This window comes from Pedobacter sp. TM02, assembly GCF_059705275.1.
In genome coordinates this window covers 3,431,541-3,451,716 of record NZ_AP046530.1, presented here as the reverse complement: position 1 = coordinate 3,451,716, position 20,176 = coordinate 3,431,541, and the positions used below count along the sequence as shown (strand labels likewise).

Sequence of the window (20,176 nt, the reverse complement as noted above, 5' to 3'; positions counted from 1 at the left end):
TAAAATGTTACAGCCAAAAAGAACGAAGTTCAGAAAGATGCAAAAAGGCAGAATGAAAGGTTTAGCAACTCGTGGTGCTGAATTGTCATTCGGATCTTTCGGGATCAAGTCTTTAGAAGCCACTTGGATCACAAGTCGCCAGATAGAGGCAGCCCGTATTGCGGTAACTCGTTTCATGAAACGTGAAGGCCAAGTTTGGATCAGAATTTTCCCGGATAAACCGGTAACAAAGAAACCAGCTGAGGTACGTATGGGTAAAGGTAAAGGTGCACCTGAATATTGGGTAGCCGTTGTTAGACCCGGACGCATTATTTTTGAGGCAGAAGGCGTGCCTTTGGAAGTTGCCAAAGAAGCCTTGAGACTAGCCGCTCAGAAATTGCCAGTTCAAACCAAGTTTGTCGTACGTAGAGATTACGTAGAAGCATAAAAAAGTTTTGGATCAATGTTGCAAGTGCACTTGTTATTGCAACCGCTAGACCATCACATAAAAATTTAATAAAATGAAAAACTCAGAAATCACAGGGCTTTCAAAAGAAGAATTAGTAGCAAAGATTGCAGAAGAAAAAGAAAACTTAACCAAGTTAAAATTCGCTCACGCAATTTCGGCTATCGAAAACCCTTCTCGTATTAAGAAGGTGAGAAGAGACATAGCCCGATTAAATACTGAATTGGCTAAGCAAAATGCTCAGTCAGCTACTGAAACTAAATAACTTTTAGAGTCGAAATGGAAAGACAATTAAGAAAAACAAGGACCGGGTTGGTGGTAAGCAATAAGATGGATAAATCTGTTGTTGTAGCAGTTGAGCGTAAAGTGAAACACCCGATTTATGGTAAATTCGTAAAGAAAACTACGAAATTTATGGCTCATGACGAGAAAAACGAATGTGGTATCGGTGATACGGTATTGATCATGGAGACTCGTCCGCTGAGTAAAAACAAGAACTGGAGATTGGTACAAATTTTAGAAAGAGCTAAATAAGATGGTACAGCAGGAGTCAAGATTAAACGTAGCCGACAATAGCGGCGCAAAACAAGTATTGGTTATCCGCGTACTTGGTGGTACTGGCAAAAGATATGCTTCTATCGGTGACAAAATTGTAGTAACCGTAAAAAGCGCTTTGCCTTCAGGTAACATTAAAAAAGGAACAGTTTCTAAAGCAGTTGTAGTAAGAACTAAAAAAGAAATCCGTCGTAAAGATGGTTCTTATATTCGTTTTGACGACAATGCAGCCGTATTGTTGAATGCACAAGATGAGCCACGTGGTACACGTATTTTTGGCCCGGTAGCAAGAGAGCTGCGTGAGAAACAATTCATGAAGATTGTATCATTAGCACCGGAGGTATTATAATATGAAAAATAAAGTAACACAAGCCAAGGTAAAGATCCGTAAAGGAGATTTAGTAAAGGTTATAGCTGGCGATTCAAAAGGCCAACAAGGTAAAGTACAAGAAGTGCTTGTTGCCAAAAACAGAGTTGTAGTAGAAGGTGTAAACCTTGTATCAAAACATACAAAACCAAATGCCGCTACGCCAAATGGTGGTATCATTAAAAAAGAGGCTGCTCTTCATATTTCTAACGTACAGTTAATTGATCCAAAATCAGGCAAAACTACCCGTGTGGGCAGAAAGCTGAACGCTGACGGAAAATTAGTAAGGGTTGCTAAAATATCAGGGGAGGAAATCAAATAATGGCTTACGTACCAAGATTAAAAAGTAAATATAAAGAGGAAATTGTATCGGCTCTGAAAGAGAAGTTCAATTACAAAAGCGTAATGCAAGTTCCTAAATTAGAGAAAATTGCCATTAACCAAGGTGTTGGCCGTTATGCTGTAACTGATAAGAAAATCATGGACAGCTCTATCTTAGAAATGTCTACCATTGCTGGTCAGCAAGCAGTAGGCGCCAAGTCTAAGAAAGACATCTCTAACTTTAAGTTGCGTAAGGGCATGCCAGTTGGTGTAAGAGTAACTTTACGTGATAATAACATGTATGAGTTCTTAGATCGATTAATTTCCGTAGCTTTGCCGCGTATCCGCGATTTCAAAGGTATCAATGACAAAGGATTTGATGGAAAAGGTAACTACACATTGGGTATTACCGAGCAGATCATCTTCCCTGAGATCAATATCGATAAAATCAACAGGATTTTGGGTATGGACATTACCTTTGTAACGTCTGCTACCAACGATGTTGAGGCATTGGAACTTTTAAAACAATTTGGATTACCGTTTAAAAATCAAAAAACAGAGCAATAATGGCAAAAGAAGGTGTAAAAGCTCGCGAACTGAAGCGCCAAAGATTGGTTGCTAAATATGCAGAGAAGCGTGCGGCTTTAAAAGCGGCAGGCGACTATGAGGCGTTAGACAAATTACCTAAAAATTCGTCGGCAGTACGTTTGCACAACCGTTGCAAATTAACTGGTCGTCCTCGTGGATACATGCGTACCTTTGGCATTTCAAGGGTGTTGTTCCGCGATATGGCTTTGGCAGGAAAAATTCCTGGCGTAAGAAAAGCCAGCTGGTAATAAGAGTTTTAAGTAGTGAGTTATAAGTTGTAGGTACATACTTACGACTTATAACTTATTACGTATAACAGAACTGAATATTAACCGATAGCAGGTCCAAAGGCCGGGTGGCCAAGGGAAACCACTATCACAAATCAACAATAATGAATACAGATCCAATTGCAGATTATCTTACAAGGGTAAGAAATGCCATCAAGGCAAATCACAGAATTGTAGAGATCCCTGCATCAAACCTTAAAAAGGAAATTACAAAAGTACTTTTCGACAAAGGTTACATCGCAAACTACAAGTTTGAAGACACCACTGCTCAAGGCATCATCAAAATCGCTTTGAAGTACAATGCAATTACTAAAATTTCGGCTATCCGTACCTTAACCCGTATCAGCAAGCCAGGTTTAAGACAATATGCAGGTGTTGAAAACATGCCAAGAGTATTAAATGGTTTAGGTATCGCAATCTTATCTACTTCTAAAGGTGTAATGACCGATAAAGAAGCAGCCAAATTGAACATTGGCGGTGAGGTATTGTGTCACGTTTATTAATAGGAGATAGCAGAATGTCAAGAATAGGAAAAAACCCAATTAATGTGCCTGCTGGAGTAACTATTACTGTATCTAACGATAACGTAGTTACTGTTAAAGGTCCTAAAGGTGAACTAAGCCAAGCCTTAGATCAAGATATTACCGTTAGCCAAGAAGACGGCGTGTTAACCGTAAACCGTCCATCAGATCAAAAAAGACACAAAGCCTTGCACGGCTTGTATCGTTCATTGATCAACAACATGGTTATCGGCGTAACAGAAGGTTATAAATTAGAGCAAGAACTAGTAGGTGTGGGTTACCGCGCCACTAACCAAGGTAATACTTTGGACTTGGTGCTAGGTTATTCTCACCACTATGTATTCCAATTGCCACAAGAGATCAAAGTAACCACCACATCAGAAAAAGGTCAAACTCCTAAAATCATTTTAGAGAGCATCGACAAACAATTGATTGGCCAGGTTGCGGCAAAGATCCGCTCGTTACGTGCACCAGAGCCTTACAAAGGTAAAGGTATCAAGTTTGTTGGCGAAGAGTTAAGAAGAAAAGCAGGTAAATCAGCTTCTAAAAAATAATTAAAATGGCAAAGAAAATATCGCGTAGAGAGCGTATCAAAAAAGGCATCAGAAAAAGACTTACTGGTTCTGAGAGCCGTCCACGTTTATCAGTTTATAGAAGCAATAAAGGTATTTATGCTCAAATCATTAACGATGAAACTGGTAATACAATAGTTTCAGCATCATCTTTATCTAAAGATTTTACTGGTAAAGGAACAAAATCTGACCAATCAATCGCTGTGGGCAAGCTTATTGCCGAGAAAGCAATTGCAGCTGGAGTAAAAGAGGTTGTTTTCGACAGGAATGGTTATTTGTACCATGGTCGTGTGAAGTCGTTGGCAGATGGTGCCCGCGAAGCTGGTTTAGTATTTTAATCTGAAAAAAAGGTAAGATGTCAACTATCAATATAAAAAGAGTAAAGACTAGCGAAATCGAATTGAAAGATCGTTTAGTTAGCATACAACGTGTTGCCAAAGTAACCAAAGGCGGCCGTACCTTCAGCTTCTCAGCCATCGTGGTTGTAGGAGATGAACAAGGCGTTGTTGGTTATGGTTTAGGCAAAGCGAAAGAGGTTACAGAAGCCATTGCAAAAGGTGTAGACGATGCCAAAAAGAACTTGGTTAAAGTTCCGGTTTTGAACGGTACCGTGCCTCATGAGCAAATCGGCAAGTTTTCTGGCGGTTTCGTTTTGATCAAGCCTGCAGCAGTAGGTACCGGTGTAATTGCCGGTGGTGCCATGCGTGCCGTATTAGAGAGTGCCGGTATCCACAACGTATTGGCTAAGTCAAAAGGTTCATCAAACCCACACAACGTGGTAAAGGCAACTGTTGATGCCCTAACCAAAATGCGTGATGCGTATACCGTAGCTCAGCACCGTGGTGTGGATTTAAACAAAGTTTTTAACGGATAATATCATGGCTAAAATTAAAATAACCCAAGTAAAAAGCATTATCGATAGAAGCGAAAGCCAAAAAAGAACCATGAAAGCCTTAGGTTTAACAAAAATGAACCAAAGCGTAGAGGTTGAAGCTAACGCTGCCATTATTGGGATGGTAAGAAAAGTTAATCACTTAGTAGCTATAGAGACTATTTAATTGTTAAGAAATCTGCTTGGAGGCCTTCAAATGCCCTAAGCAGATTTTCTATTTATTTATCGTTGACCCTGATTAGTGAAAGCGAAGGGCAACACAACAAGTTTTAAAAATGAACTTAAGTAATCTAAAACCTGCAAAAGGTTCTGTAAAAAGCAGCAAAAGAATTGGTCGTGGACAAGGCTCAGGCCGTGGTGGTACTTCAACCCGTGGTCACAAAGGTGCTGGTTCACGTTCTGGATACTCAAGCAAAGTTGGTTTCGAAGGTGGTCAAATGCCTTTGCAACGCCGTGTACCTAAAGTAGGTTTCAAACCGATCAACCGTACAGAATATGTAGGCGTAAACTTAGACGTGCTACAAGGCTTGGCAGAGAAACACAACTTGTCGAGCATCGATTTCGCTGCTTTGCAACAGCATGGTTTGGCTTCTAAAAACGACTTGGTAAAAATCTTAGGTCGTGGCGAAGTTAAAGCGAAATTAGAAGTTACAGCTCATGCTTTTTCTGCAAGTGCACAAAAAGCCATCGAAGCTGCTGGAGGCTCAATCGTAAAATTGTAATTATTAATGAAGAAGCTATTTACTACTTTAAGTAATATTTGGAAAATACAGGAATTGAAGGAGCGTATTCTTTTTACGCTCATGATTCTTGTAATTTACAGGTTCGTTTGTCAAGTTGTTCTACCGGGTGTAGATCCAACTCAGTTAGCCAATACCCAAAAAACTGGTCTTCTAGGCTTGTTGGATATGTTTGCCGGTGGTGCCTTTTCTAAGGTATCAATTGTGGCATTGGGCGTTATGCCTTATATCTCTGCGTCTATCGTAGTTCAGTTGTTGGGCATTGCAGTACCTTCTTTCCAAAAAATGCAAAAAGAAGGAGAGAGCGGCAGAAAAAAATTAACGCAAATCACCCGCTACCTTACCGTAGCAATCACTGCTGTGCAGGCTGTAGGCTATGTGAAAACACAGGTGCCTACCAATGCCATCATGATCGACCACTTTACTTTCTATGTACTTTCGGGCTTTGTTTTGACCGCTGGTACCTTGTTTGTGATGTGGCTTGGTGAAAAGATAACAGATAAAGGTATAGGAAATGGTACATCATTGATCATCATGGTGGGTATCATTGCCCGTTTGCCAGTGGCTATGCAACAAGAAATCAGCTCGGCCTTTGCCGGTAGCGATGGTGGTGCAATCAGGCTGGTATTGGAAATCGTAGCTTTATTTGCAGTGGTAATGTTTACCATCCTTATTGTTCAAGGGGTACGTAAAGTGCCTGTACAATATGCCAAAAGAATTGTTGGCAACAGACAAGTAGGAGGCGTAAGGCAATACATTCCTTTAAAGGTTAATGCAGCCGGTGTAATGCCGATTATCTTTGCCCAGGCATTGATGTTCATCCCGAACGCATTGATCGGAATTTTCCCTAAGCTAACCGATAGCTGGTTACATTCGTATACCGATATTACCTCGCTAACGTATAGCTTAACATTTGCGTTTTTAATCATTGCCTTCACTTTCTTTTATACGGCCATTACGGTTAACCCAACCCAAATGTCTGACGACATGAAAAAGAACGGCGGTTTCATTCCGGGCATCAAGCCGGGTTTGGCAACTTCAAGTTTCATTGACGATGTCATCTCTAAGATCACTTTCCCAGGATCGTTGTTCTTGGCTATCATCGCCATCCTGCCGTCGTTTGCCGTAAGAGTGGGTATTCAACAAGAATTCGCCCATTTCTTTGGAGGTACTTCATTATTGATCTTGGTAGGTGTAGTATTGGATACTTTGCAACAAATTGAAAGTTATCTGTTGATGCGCCACTACGATGGTTTAATGAAAACAGGCAGGGTTACTGGCCGTACCGGTATTCCGGCTGCTGGTAGCAGTGCATTATAAGAATGAATGGATGATAGAAGGATTGAGTATCCGAATAACTATTCGATCTTTCAACAGCTCCCTCATTCAAAATTAAAAACATGTCAAAAATTTTCTACAAATCTCCGGAGGAGATCGAATTAATAAGAGAAAGTTCTTTACTGGTTTCCAAAACTTTGGCCGAAGTGGCCAAAGTTATTGGACCGGGTATTACAACACTGGCCCTAGACAAGCTGGCTTATGAGTTTATTAAAGACCATGGAGCAATCCCTGCCTTTTTGAACTATGGCGGTTTTCCCAACTCTTTGTGCATTTCGCCCAATGAACAGGTGGTACACGGTTTTCCGGGCGAGTACGTAATTCAGGAAGGAGACCTGATCTCTGTTGATTGCGGTGTAATCAAAAATAATTTCTTTGGAGATTCTGCTTATACTTTTTCTATTGGAGAAGTAGATGCGGAAAAACAAAAACTAACCAAGGTAACTCAAGAGTGCCTCAACCTGGCCATCGAAAAAGCGGTTGTGGGTATGCGCATCGGCGATATAGCCTTTGCCGTACAAAACCACGCCGAGACCAATGGCTTTGGGGTAGTTAGGGAACTTGTGGGGCATGGTGTTGGCGTACAGCTGCACGAGAAGCCTGAAGTGCCTAACTATGGTAAGCGAGGAAGCGGCATTAAGCTGGAAGAGGGAATGGTAATTGCCATCGAACCGATGATCAACGCTGGCACTGCCGGAGTTAAGTTCTGGGCCGATGGTTGGACCGTAACCACGAAAGACAATAAACCTTCCGCGCATTTTGAACATACGGTTGCTGTTAAAAAGGGGAAAGCGGATGTTTTATCAACCTTTTCGTTGATTGAAGAAGTTTTAAAAGAAAAAAAATAAAAAATTCAAAATTTTTATTTAATTTTGCAACCCTGTTTAACAACAGCTAATTAAGTAAAAATCAATATTATATGGCTAAACAAGCCTCAATTGAACAAGACGGAGTAATAAGGGAAGCATTATCGAATGCGATGTTCAGGGTTGAACTCGAGAACGGGCATGAGATTATCGCCCATATTTCAGGAAAAATGAGGATGCACTACATCAAAATTTTGCCTGGAGACAAAGTTAAATTAGAGATGTCGCCTTACGACTTAACGAAAGGCAGAATTACTTATAGATACAAATAAAATGAAAGTTAGATCTTCAATCAAAAAACGTAGCGCTGATTGCAAAGTGATTCGTCGCAAAGGCAAGCTTTACGTAATTAACAAGAAAAACCCTAAGTTCAAGCAACGTCAGGGGTAATTAAAAATACTGGAACGAAGTCCGCACAACGGTGGCCCGCCGTTCGGTCGTTCATTAAAAACAATTTATAAATATGGCAAGGATATCAGGTATTGATTTACCAAGAAACAAAAGAGGCGAAATCGGTCTAACCTACATCTACGGAATAGGTAGATCAACTGCTCAAAGCATTTTGACCCAGGCAGGAATCGATCTTAGCAAAAAAGTACAGGACTGGTCAGACGACGAATTGTCGGCTATCCGTACCATCATCAACGACACCATCAAGGTAGAAGGTGCATTGCGTTCGGAAGTTCAGTTGAACATCAAACGTTTAATGGATATCGGTTGCTACCGTGGTCTTCGTCACAGAAAAGGCTTACCTGTTCGTGGCCAACGTACCAAAAACAACTCTCGTACCCGTAAAGGAAAGAGAAAAACAGTTGCTAACAAGAAAAAAGCTACTAAATAGTAATTGATAGATGGGAGGTGAGATTGGAGATGCGAGACATTTCCGAAATCAGCTCAAGTCTGGAATAAAAAGATAAAAAATAGGATGCCGAGTGCCGAGAGAGGCAAATGCTTGATCTCAAGTCTCCCATCTAAAATCTAAAAGAAAAAATGGCTAAAAGTAAAAAAGTTACCAAAAAACGTATCGTTGTGATCGAGCCTGTTGGTCAGGCCCACATCAATGCTACGTTCAACAACATCATTGTTACCCTAACCAACAACAACGGTCAAACCATTTCTTGGTCGTCTGCAGGAAAAATGGGCTTCAAAGGTTCTAAAAAGAACACTCCATATGCAGCAGGTCAAGCGGCTTCAGACTGTGGCAAAGTAGCATTTGATTTAGGCTTGCGTAAAGTTGAGGTATTTGTAAAAGGTCCAGGTTCAGGCCGTGAGTCTGCCATCAGAACTTTGCAAGTAGCTGGTTTGGAAGTAATGTCTATCAAAGACATCACCCCGCTTCCGCACAACGGCTGTCGCCCACCTAAGAAAAGAAGAGTTTAATCAATTAATTTTTAAAGCTAAGAGTCTGCAGCTACAGGTTGCATGATACTTTAAAATCACAAACAAATGGCAAGATATACCGGACCAAAGTCCAAAATCGCCCGTAAGTTCAGAGAGCCAATTTTCGGTCCTGACAAAGTATTAGACAGAAAAAATTATCCTCCAGGCCAACACGGCGCTTCAAAAAGAAGAGGAAAACAATCTGAGTACGCCATCCAGTTAATGGAGAAGCAAAAAGTGAAATACACTTATGGTGTATTGGAAAAACAATTCCGCAACTTGTTCACTAAAGCATCGTCACGTCAAGGTATTACCGGTGATAACTTATTGCAATTGCTAGAGGCACGCTTGGACAATACCGTATACAGATTAGGCATTGCGCCAACCCGTTCAGGTGCACGCCAATTGGTTAGCCACAAGCACATCACCGTAAACGGCGAGGTGGTTAATATTCCATCATATCAATTAAGAGCTGGCGACGTAGTAGCAGTTCGTGAGAAATCTAAAACCTTAGAGGCCATCACCAACTCAGTTGCAGGCAGGGCAATCAACAAGTTCAACTGGTTAGATTGGAACGCCGGCGAGTTGACAGGTAAGTTCTTGGCTTATCCTAACCGCGACGAGATCCCAGAAAACATTAAGGAAAACCTTATTGTAGAGTTGTACTCTAAGTAATAGATTTGGTTAAAGCCCTCGTGGCTTTAACTTTTTTACGTTACACAACATTAATAAAAATCTAAAAACATTATAAATGGCAATTTTAGCATTTCAGAAACCAGACAAGGTAATCATGCAGAAATCAACCGATTTCGATGGTCAATTTGAATTTCGTCCTTTAGAGCCCGGTTTCGGTGTAACAATAGGTAATGCCTTGAGAAGAATCCTACTTTCTTCATTAGAAGGTTTTGCCATTACAAGTATTCGTTTTTCAGGCGTTTCTCACGAATTTTCGACCATGAAAGGTGTGGTTGAAGATTTGACCGAGATCATCTTAAATTTGAAACAAGTTCGTTTCAAGAAAGTTGGCGAGTCTGGCGATTCAGAAAAAGTATTCATCATTGTAAATGGTCAAGAGCAATTCTTGGCTGGTGATATCACCAAGTTCTCTAACAACTTTGAGGTATTGAACCCTGAGTTGGTTATCTGCAACATGGAGAAATCGGTAACCTTAGAGGTAGAACTAACGATCAATAAAGGCCGTGGTTATGTTCCTGCAGAAGAGAACAAAATCACTGATACCGTAGTGGGTGTGATCGCGATCGACTCTATCTTCACCCCAATGAAGAATGTAAAATACACGATTGAAAACTATCGTGTTGAGCAAAAAACCGATTATGAGAAATTGATTTTGGATATCTCTACCGATGGTTCGATCCATCCGGAAGAAGCTTTGAAAGAAGCCGCCAAAATCTTGATCCAACACTTCATGCTATTCTCTGACGAGAACCTGGTATTAGAATCACAAGCTAAAGAAGAAACCAAAGAAGTTGACGAGGAAATCCTGCACATGCGCAAAATCCTTAAAACCGAATTGGTTGACCTTGATCTATCTGTACGTGCCTTGAACTGCCTGAAAGCTGCCGATATTCGCACTTTAGCTGATTTGGTGTCTTATGATGTAGCAGATATGTTGAAGTTCAGAAACTTCGGTAAAAAATCGTTAACCGAAATCCAAGAGCTGGTAAAATCTAAACAATTGTCGTTTGGAATGAACTTGGCCAAATTCAAGTTAGACGAAGAATAAGCAAGTTCTCAGTTTTGAGTTAACAGTTGTGAAACTGTAGATTAAAGCTAGCACTAGATAAGAATAATTAATATTCACAGTGTATAATTCCCTCAGATTAAGTTCAAAGAGACGGTATACACTTTACAAAACAAAAAATGAGACACGGTAAAAAATTTAACCATTTAGGCAGAACCACATCGCACAGAAAAGCGATGTTGGCAAACATGGCCTCATCGTTAATTAAACACAAGAGAATTTCAACTACCTTGGCTAAAGCAAAAGCTTTGCGCGTTTATGTTGAGCCTCTGATCACAAAATCTAAAAACGACACTACGCACTCTCGCCGTATCGTTTTCTCTTATCTTCAAGATAAAGACAGCGTTACCGAGTTGTTCCGCGACGTGGCAACCAAAGTAGCTAACCGTCCGGGTGGTTACACTCGTATCATCAAATTGAACAATCGTTTAGGTGATAACGCTGAAATGGCTTTGATCGAACTAGTAGATTACAACGAAGTTTACGGTAAAGATGCCGCCGCAGCCGAGAAGAAAACAACACGTAGAAGCAGAAGCAAATCTTCAGCTAAAAAAGCTGATGCTCCTGCAGCTGAAGCAAAAGAAGAAAAAGCACCTAAAGCTGAGCAAGTAGAAGAAGCAGCACCTGCTGTTGAAGAAACTCCAGCAACAGAAGAAGCAACTCCAGAAGCTACAGCAACTGAAGAAGAGCCAAAAGCTTAATCACTGAGCCTCCTGAAAGGGAATAGGCTTCAAAAATATAAACCCTTTAGGAAATCCCTAAAGGGTTTTTTGTTGGACAAAGAAACCATTTGATTTATTTGCCTTAATTTTGCCTTATGACCAGCACTCCTGCCTTATCCAGATTTGAAGCCCTTTTGAGCGAAAGCCTCAGTACGGGTCAATTTGTAAAACTTTCTTTGGGTAATTACCAAGGCCAGGAAGAAGCGATGAGGAACATCTATGTGAAGCAGGTGCTCATTAAAAGAGAGCATCGGCTGTCTTTTAACTACCGCTATAAAACCAGGGATATCTTTAAGAACCATTCGCTGGCCGAAGGTATTTCGCTTATCGTTGCCTTAATTGAGCACGATTTTAAAATAGCTACGCTTTTTACCGTACAGCACGAGTATATTTTGGAGCATCGAAAAAATACGGTTGATATCCGCGAGAAGGCGCTGGAGGTGAAGTTGGAGACCAGCCAAGCGCACAATAAAGAAAAGAAACGTCTGATTAATTCCAATGGCTCTTATTTGCACGACCTTAAGATTACCGATGCCGAAGGCAAGGTGTACAAAAATGCGCAAGACAAGTACAAGCAGATTAACCAATACATTGAGATATTAAGCTCGCTGATTAAGGAACTGCCCAAAGGCACCATCAAAAACGTAGTGGATATGGGCGCCGGAAAAGGCTACCTTACCTTTGCCTTATACGATTACTTGCACACGCAACTACAGCTTCAGGCCAATGTAGTGGGCGTAGAATATAGGGAGGACCTGGTGGCGCTCTGCAACACTATAGCTCAACAGGCGGGCTTTGAAAAGCTCCAGTTTGTGCAAGGCACCATAGAGGATTATCACGCAGATCAGCTCAATTTGCTGATTGCCTTGCACGCTTGCGATACCGCTACCGACGATGCGATTTTTAAAGGTATAAAAGCCAATGCCGAACTGATTGTGGTGGCGCCTTGTTGCCATAAGCAGATCAGACGGGAGATAGAAAGAAACAAGGTACAGAATAACGTTTCTTTTTTAACCCAATATGGCATTTTTTTAGAACGACAGGCCGAAATGGTAACCGATGGTATCAGGGCATTGATTTTAGAGTATTTTGGCTATAAAACCAAAGTGCTTGAATTTATTTCTGATGCACATACGCCTAAGAATGTACTGGTAGTTGGTGTTAAGAGAGCAGAGAGCCCAAAGACCAAGACAGAGAACGAACGCAAAGCCGTAATACTCCAAAAGATCAAAGATACCAAAGCCTATTTTGGCATTGGCTATCACCATTTGGAAAGACTTTTGGCAATTAACTAGTATGAAGGTGTCGCAATTTGCGACACCTTCCGTGGAATAGTTAGTCGCAGATAGACAGATTTTGTTTTCTAGCAGGGGCTACCTTGCCTTTTGCCTTCAATCTTCATCCCTCATCCCTCATCCCTCATCATTCTGTCCTCAACCTCTATTCCTGCCAAGCTGTCAGCAAAAGAATGGCCGTTTTTTTACATTTTAGCAGGGTTTTAGGCGCTATTTCTGCCAAAACCTAATTGGCACATTGCTTGTTATTAGGGTATATAAAACATTAAAACTTTAAGAAATATATAATAAAATGGGAAAAATAATTGGTATAGACTTAGGAACAACAAACTCTTGCGTTGCTGTAATGGAGGGTAACGAACCTGTAGTTATAGCAAACAGCGAGGGCAAACGTACTACGCCATCTATTGTTGCTTTTGCAGAGAACGGCGAGCGTAAGGTGGGCGAGCCTGCAAAACGTCAGGCAATAACAAACCCAACCAAAACAATTTATTCGATTAAGCGCTTTATGGGCAGCAGCTATGCTGAAGTGGCAAAGGAAATTGCCAGGGTGCCTTATAAAGTGGTTAAAGGCGACAACAATACGCCACGTGTAGAAATTGACGACCGCAAATATACTCCACAAGAGATTTCTGCTATGATTTTGCAAAAAATGAAAAAAACTGCAGAAGATTTCTTGGGCCAAGAAGTAACCGAAGCTGTAATTACCGTTCCGGCTTACTTTAACGATGCACAACGTCAGGCTACTAAAGAAGCTGGCGAAATTGCCGGTCTTTCTGTAAAACGTATCATTAACGAGCCTACTGCAGCTGCTTTGGCCTATGGCTTAGACAAAGCGCACAAAGACATGAAAATTGTGGTGTTTGACTGTGGAGGTGGTACGCACGACGTGTCTGTATTGGAATTGGGCGATGGCGTTTTCGAAGTAAAATCAACCGATGGCGATACGCACTTGGGCGGTGACGACTTTGACCACGTGATTATCGAGTGGTTGGCCGACGAGTTCAAAAACGAAAACGGCATGGACTTGCACAAAGATCCAATGGCTTTGCAACGTTTAAAAGAAGCTGCCGAGAAAGCTAAAATCGAGCTTTCTAGCACCACTTCAACCGAAATCAACCTGCCGTACATCACTGCCGATGCCAGCGGTCCTAAACACTTGGTTAGAACCTTAAGCCGTGCAAAATTTGAGCAATTGGCTAGCGATTTGATCAAACGTACGATCGATCCTTGTAAATCGGCTTTGAAAAATGCTGGTTTGAGCGTGAGCGATATCGACGAGATTATCTTGGTAGGTGGTTCAACCCGTATTCCTGCTATTCAGGATGCGGTTAAAGCCTTCTTCGGCAAAGAGCCAAGCAAAGGTGTAAACCCTGACGAAGTAGTGGCCATCGGTGCAGCTATTCAGGGTGGTGTATTAACCGGTGAGGTTAAAGATGTATTATTGCTTGACGTAACTCCGCTTTCGTTAGGTATCGAAACCATGGGTGGCGTAATGACCAAATTGATTGAGGCGAATACAACCATTCCTTCTAAGAAATCAGAAACCTTTTCTACAGCCGCTGATAATCAACCATCGGTAGAGATCCACATTTTGCAAGGCGAGCGCCCAATGGCTGCTCAAAACCGCACTATTGGCCGTTTCATCTTGGATGGAATTCCGCCAGCACCACGTGGCGTGCCTCAGGTAGAAGTTGCTTTTGATATCGATGCCAACGGTATCTTGCATGTAAGTGCTAAAGATAAAGCCACTGGCAAAGAGCAAAAAATCCGCATCGAAGCTTCATCAGGTTTAACTGATGCCGAAATTCAAAAAATGAAGCAAGAAGCCGAAGCTAATGCCGAAGCTGATGCCAAAGCAAAAGAAGAAGCTGATAAAATCAACAGCGCTGATGCTTTGATCTTCTCAACCGAGAAACAATTGAAAGAGTTTGGCGAAAAATTATCAGCCGATAAAAAAGCTCCAATTGAAGAAGGCTTGAAAAAATTGAAAGAGGCACATGCTTCGCGTAATTTTGCTGCTATCGATGCTGCACAAACCGAATTGCAAAATGCATGGAACGCTGCATCTGAAGAAATGTACAAAGCAGGTCAGGAAGGCCAACCTCAAGGCGAAGCGCCACAAGCTGATGCCCAACAAGGTGGCGATACCGTAACCGATGTTGACTTTGAAGAAGTAAAAGACGACGAAAAGAAATAAGCTTTAGTTGGAAATACAAAATCATCAATAAAAAAGGCCCCGAAATTTTTCGGGGCCTTTTTTATGTTAATGCTTTGAGGTTTTTTGTTTTGGCTTTTGACGGGTCGTTGTGAATTCGAGTTCCTTCTTTTTGCCGAAGTACTTGTTCAGGATCATGATGGCTGGCCAGATTAGCATAGGACTAAATCTGCTCAGCATATTGATTTGATTGGTGCTAGGCAGGCATAGGTCCATCATAACGCCCAACAAAAAGATGCCAGGAACAACCAAGGTGCGCCAACGGGCCAATTGCCTGGCCCTCACGTCGTCAAAACCCTCCGAAATTCGGCCGCGATGTTTGATTATATAAGCCAATAAGGCATAGTTTAAAAGGCCTGTTGCGGCCACATTGGCACAATAAAAATAATAGGGCAACGCGTAGGCGGTATGCTCACTATAATAAGCCGAGCTAAAGGGCATCAAAATAATAGTGAATAGGAAAAGGAAATTGAGCCAGATTAACTTGTCATCGTAATCCTTAATGAATGAAAATAGGCGGTGGTGCGAACGCCAATAGATAGCGATTACAAAGAAACTGATAATGAAGCCAATAAACAAGGGGCTGAGGCTAAGCAGCTGGTCTGCCATTTGGCTTGGCGTAGCGCCATGCGGAATATGTGGAGGCTTGATTTCGATAACGAGCAAAGTAATGGCAATGGCAAATACGGCATCAGTAAAAAGAATCATCCTTTCGATCTGGAATTCTTTTTTAATTTCGTTGTGAAGCTGAGACATCTGAGTAAGGATTAATTAGAACTTGAAATATGGGTTATGGTAAACAGTCTTCAATGATATCCTGCAATACCTTTTCGTTGGCGAAGAATTCTTTCAAAAGCTTGAACTGGTTTTGGGCCCTATCCAAATTTTGATTGGGATAAGCTACCGGATAATAAATGTTGCTGTTGAGGTAGTCGGTTAAAAAGCGGAGCGCCTGCATGTACACCATGTATTTTCCCGAAAATAAAATCAGTTCCTTTTCGGTAGGGGTAAGGATAGTTCCCATGGCCGAAAGATAGCCCTGTATGGTTGCTTTAAAATAAGGCAGACGGATTTTGATGAGCTCCAAATTAGTTTCGTTTTCGGAGAAGGCACAGGTATAAGACCGTAGCATGTCGCCGAGGTCTGAAATAAATTTTCCAGGCATCAGCGTGTCGAGATCGATTACACAAACGCCTTCGTAGCTTGTTTCGTTTAACAGCACATTACTGATTTTGGTATCGTGATGGATCACACGGTCTGGAAAATCATGGCGGTGCTCGTAAGAGTGGTAATAAGCTAAAATGAAATGGTATTGCAAAGCCATGGCAATGGCTTGTTCGGCTTCTTTTTTTAATGGCTCGCTACATTGGCTTAAGGCAAAGGTAAACTGCTCATATCGCAGGGCCAGGTTATGGAAGCTGGGAATGGTTGGGCTTAGCTGGGCCGTATCGAAACCGTTGAGCAAGAAGCTCAATTTGCCGAATTGTTGGGCCGCCTCGTAGGCCTGCCTGGGCTCGTTTAACGTATCAAAGGCAACGCTATCGCTTACAAAGGGCAGCAGGCGCCAATATTCGCCGTGGTGGGTTGCCATTAAACTACCGTTGATGGTGAGCATAGGGGCCGGAAATAAATAACCTGGATAATTTGTCTTTAGGTAGTTGGCTATGGTGCTAACGTTGCGTGCAATTGCCGAAGGATTGTGAAATACCCGGACATTGATGTTTTGGAGGATATATTTTTGCTGGTTTGGCGCCAAAAGCAAATAGGTTCGGTTAATGAGCCCCGAACCTATTTGTTGTAACGTTACGGTGTTTTTGCTAAAACCGTAAGCCTTTAAAATCGCTTCATCAAGAATTAGCTCCATAAATTTGCAGGATACGCGCCATCTTTGATCAGCTGGTCGATACTGGCTTGTACAATGGGCTTGTCTTCTTTATAAGTAACCCCAAACCATTGGTTGGCTGTTGGGATGTTCCTGAAATTGGCAATGTTATTTTTTACCAGGTATTCGCCAATTAGCGGGATAAAGAATTCGGCTTTAGGCTTGTCTTTATTCGCCTCGGCAAACTTAACAAACTGCTCTTCGGTTACCTTGAATACGGCTGGCGTAAAGCCCCAGAAGTTCATAGACACTGGTGTTTCGAAGGCCAATGGATATTCTTTGTCGTCTTCTTCGTAAACGATGACATCGTCTTTTTTATAGATTTTGGTGCGTTCGTTGATTTCGGTAATATTGCCGGCATCATCTACCTGGCAAACGCCACGCGAAACCGAACCAAAGTCGGACAGGGTTTTGCCAATCTGATAGCCTACAATGGCATACTGGCTGTCGGTAACCTCGTTGGTCAAGAAGTCAACCATTTTCTTAAAGGCGTCATAACCATAAAAATCGTCGGCATTGATAATGCAGAAAGGTTCTTTGATTACTTTGCGGCCCGAAAGCATGGCATGTGCAGTGCCCCAAGGTTTTTCCCTGTAAATTTCTTCGGCTATGCCAAACTGTTTCAAATCGAAGTTCTGGAAAACATATTCGGTTTCGATTTTACCTTGGAGCTTAGGTTCGAAAATAGCCTTAAAATTGTCCAAGAATTCTTCTTTGATGATAAACACCACTTTGCCAAATCCGGCTTTAATGGCATCATAAATTGAATAATCGATAATGGTTTCGCCATTTGGTCCAAAACCATCAATTTGTTTCATGCTTCCGTAGCGGCTAGCCATTCCGGCAGCCAGTATAAGTAAGGTTGGTTTCATTAAAAATCAATAATAAAATTTAGGTAAGTAGATGAGCCCCAAAGGTAAGTTTTATAAGCCAAAAATACCACCACTTCTTGATCTTGGTTTTTTGCCTGTAAGCATGCCAAAAAGGCCACGTACAATTTCCTTCCCGATTTGGCGCGTAATGGTAGCGCCCATTACCTGTTCAACAATGCTTTTTTCGCCGGGCTTAGGCTTGCTGGCTTCTTCCTGCCTTTTTTGTTCCTCGGCCGTCGCCTTGGCTTCGTTTTCTTCGGCCAGTTTGAGGTTGATGCGATCGGTCAGCATTTCGAAAGCACTTATCGGGTCGACGCTTTGCTGGTATTTGGTAAACAAGGGGCTGGCCTGCATCAGTTTTTCGCAATCGATGGCGGCCATCGGACCCATAACGGCCCGTGGCGGGGTAAGCATGGTTGCTGCCACTTCTGTTGGGATTCCTTTTTCGTTCAGTACGGTAATCAGGGCCTGACCAGTTCCTAGAAAGGTTAAAACTTTGTCTATTTCGTAAAAATCCGATTTGGGATAGGTGTTTACGGTTTTCTTCAACGCATCCACATCGTTTGGCGTAAAAGCCCTGAGCGCATGCTGTACCCGATTGCCCAGCTGTGCCAATACGCTTTCTGGGACATCCATGGGCGATTGGGTACAAAAGAATACGCCAATTCCCTTAGAACGGATGAGCCTGATGATGGTATTGACCTGGTCTAAAAATGCTTTCGGTGCGTCGTTAAACAGCAAATGCGCCTCGTCGAAAAAGAAAACCAGTTTAGGCTTATCCAAATCGCCTGCTTCGGGCATGGCCTGATAGATTTCGGCTAATAAGCTGAGCAGGAAAGTAGAATAGAGTACCGGCTGGTTTTGCACATCGGAAATGTTGAGCAGGCTGATGACGCCCTTGCCGTCGACCCTGCTAAAAAGATCTTCGATATCGTAAGAGGTTTCGCCGAACATCCCGCCCAAACCTTGTTGCTCTATGGCAACTATCTTTCTTAAAATGGTACTCGAGGTAGCCGTAGAAATAGAGCCGTAGCTGCTTTTGATTTCGGCTGCGCCCGGGCCTTCGGCCAAATAGCCTAATAATTTCTTCAGGTCGTTCAGGTCAACCACAGGCATTTTGTTGTCGTCGGCATATTTAAAAATAACCGAGAGCACGCCCGTTTGCGTTTCGTTGAGTTCGAGTATCTTGGAGAGCAGCACTGGACCAAATTCGCTTACCGTGGCCCGCATTTGTGCGCCCAATTTGCCGCTTAGCGAGTAAAGCTCTATCGGAAATCCGCTTGGCGTAAAGGTTTTGTTGAGCTGTTGTGCCCTTTCTTCTATTTTCGGGTTGCTGGTTCCGGCTTGGTATAATCCTGATAAATCGCCTTTTACATCGAGCATAAAAACAGGCACACCTGCATCAGAAAGCTGCTCGGCCAGCAGTTGCAAGGTCCTGGTTTTTCCCGTTCCGGTTGCACCGGCAATCAGACCGTGGCGGTTCATCATCCGCAAGGGCAGGTTAACTTCGGCTTCGGCCAGTACTTCGCCGTCTAAAATTCCGGCGCCCAGGTAAATGGATGCACCGCTTGGGGCATAAGAGGCTTTGATTTTTTCAATGAATAGTGCTTTTTTGTCGCTCATGGTATAGCTGTTTTAGGACTTGAATTTAAGAAAGAAATCTGCAAAAGGGAAATGATTAATTTTTGGCCGGCCTACGGGGTTTGTCGAGCTTTAAGGCAAGTGCCAAGTGGACAAGCAAGGTTAGCGAAAGCATAATTTCGCCAGTTAGGAGCATCCACATGGTTTTTTGTTGCCCGAGGGCCACAAAGGTTTGCAGGATACCAACTATTGAAAAAACGGCATAAACCGAGGTTAGGATGGCTGTTAAATCGTGCCAAAAACCCAATTTGAACTGCCTGATTTTGAGGTTCTGCAAGACGCGCCAGTTAAAAACAAGCGGAAACAAAAGCAACAAAAAGCCAAGCCAATCGCCTTTGAGTTTGGCCAATGCCAAATAAGCCAGGCACAGGGCAAGATTAAAATAACTTAGCTTTCTTAAAAATACTTCCATCAATTAAATCAGTTGTACTTTTCTTTGATTTTATCCACTACGCGCTGTCCAATTTTCATGCCCCATTCTTTGCCGGCTTCCATCGAGCCATTGAGGATGAGCGGTGTTTTTTCTGCGAATTTTTTGCCTGCGGGCGATTCGTAGAAAGCTGTAATTTGCTTCAAATCGTCAATGCTGAGGTGCTTTTGGTAAACAGGCAGTAAGAGGTCTAAAAGTTCGGTCATCGAAGTCTTTTTCAGTTCGGTTTCCATTTCGGTCCAAAACTCAGCCGGGATATCAGATTGCTGTTGCTTGAGTGTGCCAATCATCTGGTCGATGGCTACCTTAAAGCTGGCTTCGGAGCCGGAAAGCGTCAATAATTTCTGCAGTTCTGTTTTGTAGGGTGTTGTGGTGCTTGTGCCTTGAGCAAAACAAGTTGGACCAGCCAAGCTTAAAAAGGCGATAATCAAGAATTTTTTCATTTGTTTTTTAGGGTTATCCGGTAGCCAATATAGCAATAA

General features: G+C 42.3%; 30 protein-coding genes. 24 read left to right on the top strand and 6 right to left on the bottom strand.

The features are described 5' to 3' along the window. Positions 1-4: 4 nt before the first annotated feature. From rplP to dnaK, 24 genes are all read left to right on the top strand, one after another. The gene (rplP, locus tag AC6H1S_RS14820; protein ID WP_199141819.1) at positions 5-427 is read left to right on the top strand and encodes a 50S ribosomal protein L16; all 423 of its coding nucleotides are present in this window, start codon (positions 5-7) and stop codon (positions 425-427) included. A 73-nt stretch (positions 428-500) separates the two neighbouring features. After that, on the top strand, positions 501-710 hold the full coding sequence (rpmC, locus tag AC6H1S_RS14815) for a 50S ribosomal protein L29 (RefSeq protein WP_199141818.1): 210 nt from the start codon (positions 501-503) through the stop codon (positions 708-710). Between the two features lie 14 nt (positions 711-724). Continuing rightward, positions 725-979 (top strand): 30S ribosomal protein S17, encoded by a 255-nt coding sequence (gene rpsQ, locus AC6H1S_RS14810; RefSeq protein ID WP_113638059.1) that lies wholly within the window; start codon positions 725-727, stop codon positions 977-979. A 1-nt stretch (position 980) separates the two neighbouring features. Further along, positions 981-1,349 (top strand): 50S ribosomal protein L14, encoded by a 369-nt coding sequence (gene rplN / locus AC6H1S_RS14805; RefSeq protein WP_041878524.1) that lies wholly within the window; start codon positions 981-983, stop codon positions 1,347-1,349. Between the two features lies 1 nt (position 1,350). Further along, positions 1,351-1,689, top strand: coding sequence for a 50S ribosomal protein L24 (rplX, locus tag AC6H1S_RS14800; protein WP_330108061.1), 339 nt, complete (start codon positions 1,351-1,353; stop codon positions 1,687-1,689). Further along, a complete protein-coding gene (gene rplE / locus AC6H1S_RS14795) occupies positions 1,689-2,255 on the top strand; it encodes a 50S ribosomal protein L5 (RefSeq protein WP_330108060.1) in 567 nt (188 codons plus the stop codon). Before rplX ends, rplE begins: the two co-directional genes overlap by 1 nt. After that, complete coding sequence (gene rpsN, locus AC6H1S_RS14790; RefSeq protein ID WP_199141336.1) at positions 2,255-2,524, top strand: 30S ribosomal protein S14; 270 nt, start codon at positions 2,255-2,257, stop codon at positions 2,522-2,524. Before rplE ends, rpsN begins: the two co-directional genes overlap by 1 nt. A gap of 143 nt (positions 2,525-2,667) precedes the next feature. Further along, positions 2,668-3,066 (top strand): 30S ribosomal protein S8, encoded by a 399-nt coding sequence (gene rpsH / locus AC6H1S_RS14785; RefSeq protein ID WP_199141335.1) that lies wholly within the window; start codon positions 2,668-2,670, stop codon positions 3,064-3,066. A gap of 14 nt (positions 3,067-3,080) precedes the next feature. Continuing rightward, positions 3,081-3,638 carry a 50S ribosomal protein L6 gene (gene rplF, locus AC6H1S_RS14780; RefSeq protein ID WP_199141334.1) on the top strand — a complete coding sequence of 186 codons (558 nt, stop codon included), beginning with the start codon at positions 3,081-3,083 and terminating at the stop codon, positions 3,636-3,638. A 5-nt stretch (positions 3,639-3,643) separates the two neighbouring features. Then, positions 3,644-3,994: a 50S ribosomal protein L18 gene (gene rplR / locus AC6H1S_RS14775; protein ID WP_199141333.1), complete on the top strand. Its 351-nt coding sequence runs from the start codon at positions 3,644-3,646 to the stop codon at positions 3,992-3,994. Between the two features lie 17 nt (positions 3,995-4,011). Beyond that, entirely contained in the window at positions 4,012-4,530 is a 519-nt protein-coding gene (gene rpsE, locus AC6H1S_RS14770) for a 30S ribosomal protein S5 (protein ID WP_199141332.1), read from the top strand. A gap of 4 nt (positions 4,531-4,534) precedes the next feature. Then, positions 4,535-4,714, top strand: coding sequence for a 50S ribosomal protein L30 (gene rpmD / locus AC6H1S_RS14765; RefSeq protein ID WP_199141331.1), 180 nt, complete (start codon positions 4,535-4,537; stop codon positions 4,712-4,714). Between the two features lie 109 nt (positions 4,715-4,823). Beyond that, positions 4,824-5,270, top strand: a complete 447-nt coding sequence (gene rplO / locus AC6H1S_RS14760; protein ID WP_199141330.1) for a 50S ribosomal protein L15 — start codon at positions 4,824-4,826, stop codon at positions 5,268-5,270. Positions 5,271-5,276: 6 nt separating this feature from the next. Further along, on the top strand, positions 5,277-6,608 hold the full coding sequence (gene secY / locus AC6H1S_RS14755; RefSeq protein WP_199141329.1) for a preprotein translocase subunit SecY: 1,332 nt from the start codon (positions 5,277-5,279) through the stop codon (positions 6,606-6,608). An 80-nt stretch (positions 6,609-6,688) separates the two neighbouring features. Then, a complete protein-coding gene (gene map / locus AC6H1S_RS14750; protein WP_497564089.1) occupies positions 6,689-7,474 on the top strand; it encodes a type I methionyl aminopeptidase in 786 nt (261 codons plus the stop codon). A gap of 71 nt (positions 7,475-7,545) precedes the next feature. Then, the gene (infA, locus tag AC6H1S_RS14745) at positions 7,546-7,764 is read left to right on the top strand and encodes a translation initiation factor IF-1 (RefSeq protein WP_010599888.1); all 219 of its coding nucleotides are present in this window, start codon (positions 7,546-7,548) and stop codon (positions 7,762-7,764) included. 1 nt (position 7,765) lies between these two features. Beyond that, positions 7,766-7,882, top strand: a complete 117-nt coding sequence (ykgO, locus tag AC6H1S_RS14740; RefSeq protein WP_008244551.1) for a type B 50S ribosomal protein L36 — start codon at positions 7,766-7,768, stop codon at positions 7,880-7,882. A 73-nt stretch (positions 7,883-7,955) separates the two neighbouring features. Continuing rightward, positions 7,956-8,333, top strand: coding sequence for a 30S ribosomal protein S13 (gene rpsM, locus AC6H1S_RS14735; RefSeq protein WP_199141327.1), 378 nt, complete (start codon positions 7,956-7,958; stop codon positions 8,331-8,333). 149 nt (positions 8,334-8,482) lie between these two features. Next, positions 8,483-8,872, top strand: coding sequence for a 30S ribosomal protein S11 (rpsK, locus tag AC6H1S_RS14730; RefSeq protein WP_199141326.1), 390 nt, complete (start codon positions 8,483-8,485; stop codon positions 8,870-8,872). Between the two features lie 66 nt (positions 8,873-8,938). Then, positions 8,939-9,547 carry a 30S ribosomal protein S4 gene (rpsD, locus tag AC6H1S_RS14725; protein WP_199141325.1) on the top strand — a complete coding sequence of 203 codons (609 nt, stop codon included), beginning with the start codon at positions 8,939-8,941 and terminating at the stop codon, positions 9,545-9,547. 76 nt (positions 9,548-9,623) lie between these two features. Continuing rightward, positions 9,624-10,616, top strand: a complete 993-nt coding sequence (locus tag AC6H1S_RS14720; protein ID WP_199141324.1) for a DNA-directed RNA polymerase subunit alpha — start codon at positions 9,624-9,626, stop codon at positions 10,614-10,616. A gap of 137 nt (positions 10,617-10,753) precedes the next feature. Further along, positions 10,754-11,335: a 50S ribosomal protein L17 gene (gene rplQ, locus AC6H1S_RS14715; protein ID WP_497564088.1), complete on the top strand. Its 582-nt coding sequence runs from the start codon at positions 10,754-10,756 to the stop codon at positions 11,333-11,335. 116 nt (positions 11,336-11,451) lie between these two features. Then, positions 11,452-12,651, top strand: a complete 1,200-nt coding sequence (locus AC6H1S_RS14710) for a class I SAM-dependent methyltransferase (RefSeq protein WP_497564087.1) — start codon at positions 11,452-11,454, stop codon at positions 12,649-12,651. A 292-nt stretch (positions 12,652-12,943) separates the two neighbouring features. Next, positions 12,944-14,851 carry a molecular chaperone DnaK gene (gene dnaK / locus AC6H1S_RS14705; RefSeq protein ID WP_199141321.1) on the top strand — a complete coding sequence of 636 codons (1,908 nt, stop codon included), beginning with the start codon at positions 12,944-12,946 and terminating at the stop codon, positions 14,849-14,851. A 66-nt stretch (positions 14,852-14,917) separates the two neighbouring features. On the opposite strand, the gene AC6H1S_RS14700 is transcribed toward dnaK, so the two are convergent. Genes AC6H1S_RS14700 through AC6H1S_RS14675 form a run of 6 tightly spaced genes read right to left on the bottom strand, consistent with a single transcriptional unit; the run spans position 14,918 to position 20,137 of the window. After that, the gene (locus tag AC6H1S_RS14700) at positions 14,918-15,625 is read right to left on the bottom strand and encodes a TMEM175 family protein (protein ID WP_497564086.1); all 708 of its coding nucleotides are present in this window, start codon (positions 15,623-15,625) and stop codon (positions 14,918-14,920) included. 34 nt (positions 15,626-15,659) lie between these two features. Further along, positions 15,660-16,733, bottom strand: coding sequence for a phosphotransferase enzyme family protein (locus AC6H1S_RS14695; RefSeq protein WP_497564085.1), 1,074 nt, complete (start codon positions 16,731-16,733; stop codon positions 15,660-15,662). Beyond that, the gene (locus tag AC6H1S_RS14690) at positions 16,724-17,623 is read right to left on the bottom strand and encodes a nucleotidyltransferase family protein (protein ID WP_497564084.1); all 900 of its coding nucleotides are present in this window, start codon (positions 17,621-17,623) and stop codon (positions 16,724-16,726) included. Before AC6H1S_RS14690 ends, AC6H1S_RS14695 begins: the two co-directional genes overlap by 10 nt. Positions 17,624-17,674: 51 nt before the next feature. Further along, positions 17,675-19,246: a helicase HerA-like domain-containing protein gene (locus tag AC6H1S_RS14685; RefSeq protein WP_497564083.1), complete on the bottom strand. Its 1,572-nt coding sequence runs from the start codon at positions 19,244-19,246 to the stop codon at positions 17,675-17,677. A 55-nt stretch (positions 19,247-19,301) separates the two neighbouring features. Further along, complete coding sequence (locus AC6H1S_RS14680; protein WP_497564082.1) at positions 19,302-19,676, bottom strand: hypothetical protein; 375 nt, start codon at positions 19,674-19,676, stop codon at positions 19,302-19,304. Positions 19,677-19,684: 8 nt separating this feature from the next. Beyond that, positions 19,685-20,137: a DUF2059 domain-containing protein gene (locus AC6H1S_RS14675; protein WP_199141315.1), complete on the bottom strand. Its 453-nt coding sequence runs from the start codon at positions 20,135-20,137 to the stop codon at positions 19,685-19,687. Positions 20,138-20,176: the final 39 nt, after the last annotated feature.

What these genes read in the sequence shown, in the direction of transcription:
- rpmC (WP_199141818.1), top strand. Translation starts at nt 501, where the DNA reads ATGAAAAACTCAGAAATCACAGGGCTTTCAAAAGAAGAATTAGTAGCA.
- rplX (WP_330108061.1), top strand. Translation starts at nt 1,351, where the DNA reads ATGAAAAATAAAGTAACACAAGCCAAGGTAAAGATCCGTAAAGGAGAT.
- AC6H1S_RS14700 (WP_497564086.1), bottom strand. Translation starts at nt 15,625, where the DNA reads ATGTCTCAGCTTCACAACGAAATTAAAAAAGAATTCCAGATCGAAAGG.
- AC6H1S_RS14680 (WP_497564082.1), bottom strand. Translation starts at nt 19,676, where the DNA reads ATGGAAGTATTTTTAAGAAAGCTAAGTTATTTTAATCTTGCCCTGTGC.
- rpsN (WP_199141336.1), top strand. Translation starts at nt 2,255, where the DNA reads ATGGCAAAAGAAGGTGTAAAAGCTCGCGAACTGAAGCGCCAAAGATTG.
- rpmD (WP_199141331.1), top strand. Translation starts at nt 4,535, where the DNA reads ATGGCTAAAATTAAAATAACCCAAGTAAAAAGCATTATCGATAGAAGC.
- rpsD (WP_199141325.1), top strand. Translation starts at nt 8,939, where the DNA reads ATGGCAAGATATACCGGACCAAAGTCCAAAATCGCCCGTAAGTTCAGA.
- AC6H1S_RS14690 (WP_497564084.1), bottom strand. Translation starts at nt 17,623, where the DNA reads ATGAAACCAACCTTACTTATACTGGCTGCCGGAATGGCTAGCCGCTAC.
- AC6H1S_RS14695 (WP_497564085.1), bottom strand. Translation starts at nt 16,733, where the DNA reads ATGGAGCTAATTCTTGATGAAGCGATTTTAAAGGCTTACGGTTTTAGC.
- rplP (WP_199141819.1), top strand. Translation starts at nt 5, where the DNA reads ATGTTACAGCCAAAAAGAACGAAGTTCAGAAAGATGCAAAAAGGCAGA.
- dnaK (WP_199141321.1), top strand. Translation starts at nt 12,944, where the DNA reads ATGGGAAAAATAATTGGTATAGACTTAGGAACAACAAACTCTTGCGTT.
- rplO (WP_199141330.1), top strand. Translation starts at nt 4,824, where the DNA reads ATGAACTTAAGTAATCTAAAACCTGCAAAAGGTTCTGTAAAAAGCAGC.
- rpsE (WP_199141332.1), top strand. Translation starts at nt 4,012, where the DNA reads ATGTCAACTATCAATATAAAAAGAGTAAAGACTAGCGAAATCGAATTG.
- secY (WP_199141329.1), top strand. Translation starts at nt 5,277, where the DNA reads ATGAAGAAGCTATTTACTACTTTAAGTAATATTTGGAAAATACAGGAA.
- rpsM (WP_199141327.1), top strand. Translation starts at nt 7,956, where the DNA reads ATGGCAAGGATATCAGGTATTGATTTACCAAGAAACAAAAGAGGCGAA.
- AC6H1S_RS14720 (WP_199141324.1), top strand. Translation starts at nt 9,624, where the DNA reads ATGGCAATTTTAGCATTTCAGAAACCAGACAAGGTAATCATGCAGAAA.
- rplE (WP_330108060.1), top strand. Translation starts at nt 1,689, where the DNA reads ATGGCTTACGTACCAAGATTAAAAAGTAAATATAAAGAGGAAATTGTA.
- rplR (WP_199141333.1), top strand. Translation starts at nt 3,644, where the DNA reads ATGGCAAAGAAAATATCGCGTAGAGAGCGTATCAAAAAAGGCATCAGA.
- ykgO (WP_008244551.1), top strand. Translation starts at nt 7,766, where the DNA reads ATGAAAGTTAGATCTTCAATCAAAAAACGTAGCGCTGATTGCAAAGTG.
- rplN (WP_041878524.1), top strand. Translation starts at nt 981, where the DNA reads ATGGTACAGCAGGAGTCAAGATTAAACGTAGCCGACAATAGCGGCGCA.
- AC6H1S_RS14685 (WP_497564083.1), bottom strand. Translation starts at nt 19,246, where the DNA reads ATGAGCGACAAAAAAGCACTATTCATTGAAAAAATCAAAGCCTCTTAT.
- map (WP_497564089.1), top strand. Translation starts at nt 6,689, where the DNA reads ATGTCAAAAATTTTCTACAAATCTCCGGAGGAGATCGAATTAATAAGA.
- rplF (WP_199141334.1), top strand. Translation starts at nt 3,081, where the DNA reads ATGTCAAGAATAGGAAAAAACCCAATTAATGTGCCTGCTGGAGTAACT.
- infA (WP_010599888.1), top strand. Translation starts at nt 7,546, where the DNA reads ATGGCTAAACAAGCCTCAATTGAACAAGACGGAGTAATAAGGGAAGCA.
- rpsQ (WP_113638059.1), top strand. Translation starts at nt 725, where the DNA reads ATGGAAAGACAATTAAGAAAAACAAGGACCGGGTTGGTGGTAAGCAAT.
- rpsH (WP_199141335.1), top strand. Translation starts at nt 2,668, where the DNA reads ATGAATACAGATCCAATTGCAGATTATCTTACAAGGGTAAGAAATGCC.
- AC6H1S_RS14710 (WP_497564087.1), top strand. Translation starts at nt 11,452, where the DNA reads ATGACCAGCACTCCTGCCTTATCCAGATTTGAAGCCCTTTTGAGCGAA.
- AC6H1S_RS14675 (WP_199141315.1), bottom strand. Translation starts at nt 20,137, where the DNA reads ATGAAAAAATTCTTGATTATCGCCTTTTTAAGCTTGGCTGGTCCAACT.
- rplQ (WP_497564088.1), top strand. Translation starts at nt 10,754, where the DNA reads ATGAGACACGGTAAAAAATTTAACCATTTAGGCAGAACCACATCGCAC.
- rpsK (WP_199141326.1), top strand. Translation starts at nt 8,483, where the DNA reads ATGGCTAAAAGTAAAAAAGTTACCAAAAAACGTATCGTTGTGATCGAG.